Here is a 395-nt window from a genome sequence, read left to right as displayed (position 1 = left end):
ACATGACCACCACCATTATTTCTGACTGTAGTTCTAATATCTGCGGGGACATTATCCAGATTTTGCAGTAGTTGTTCAACAGTTTTGTTTTTCAGTTCTGGGTATTTGTCCAAAGCTTTATTTAAGTTATTCACATAAGCTGCATGATGTTTATCGTGATGAAACTGCATTGTTCTTGCATCAATATGTGGTTCTAGGGCATCATAAGCGTAGGGTAAAGGAGGTAGTTCAATAGTTGATATTCTGGGGGGAGAAGTTTCCGCAGCAGCGCAACTATCGAGAAGAAAAGCACCCGCACTAGCACCCAGTAAAACCAAGAAATGACGACGATTTAAACTCATAAGTCTTTTTGCAGTTGGTAGATTTGCACACTGTTTTAGATCATAACTGCAAAA

General features: G+C 39.2%; 1 protein-coding gene. It reads right to left on the bottom strand.

From position 1 onward, the window contains the following. Positions 1 to 341, bottom strand: a 341-nt coding sequence (locus FFR48_RS28520) for a superoxide dismutase (RefSeq protein WP_371851498.1), incomplete at its 3' end; no start/stop codon positions are given. Between the last annotated feature and the right edge of the window lie 54 nt (positions 342 to 395).

The sequence above is a fragment of the Sphaerospermopsis reniformis genome (assembly GCF_005402885.1).
GTDB lineage: Bacteria > Cyanobacteriota > Cyanobacteriia > Cyanobacteriales > Nostocaceae > Sphaerospermopsis > Sphaerospermopsis kisseleviana.
Note: the sequence above shows the minus strand (reverse complement) of the source record. Positions and strands in the feature narration are given on the sequence as shown.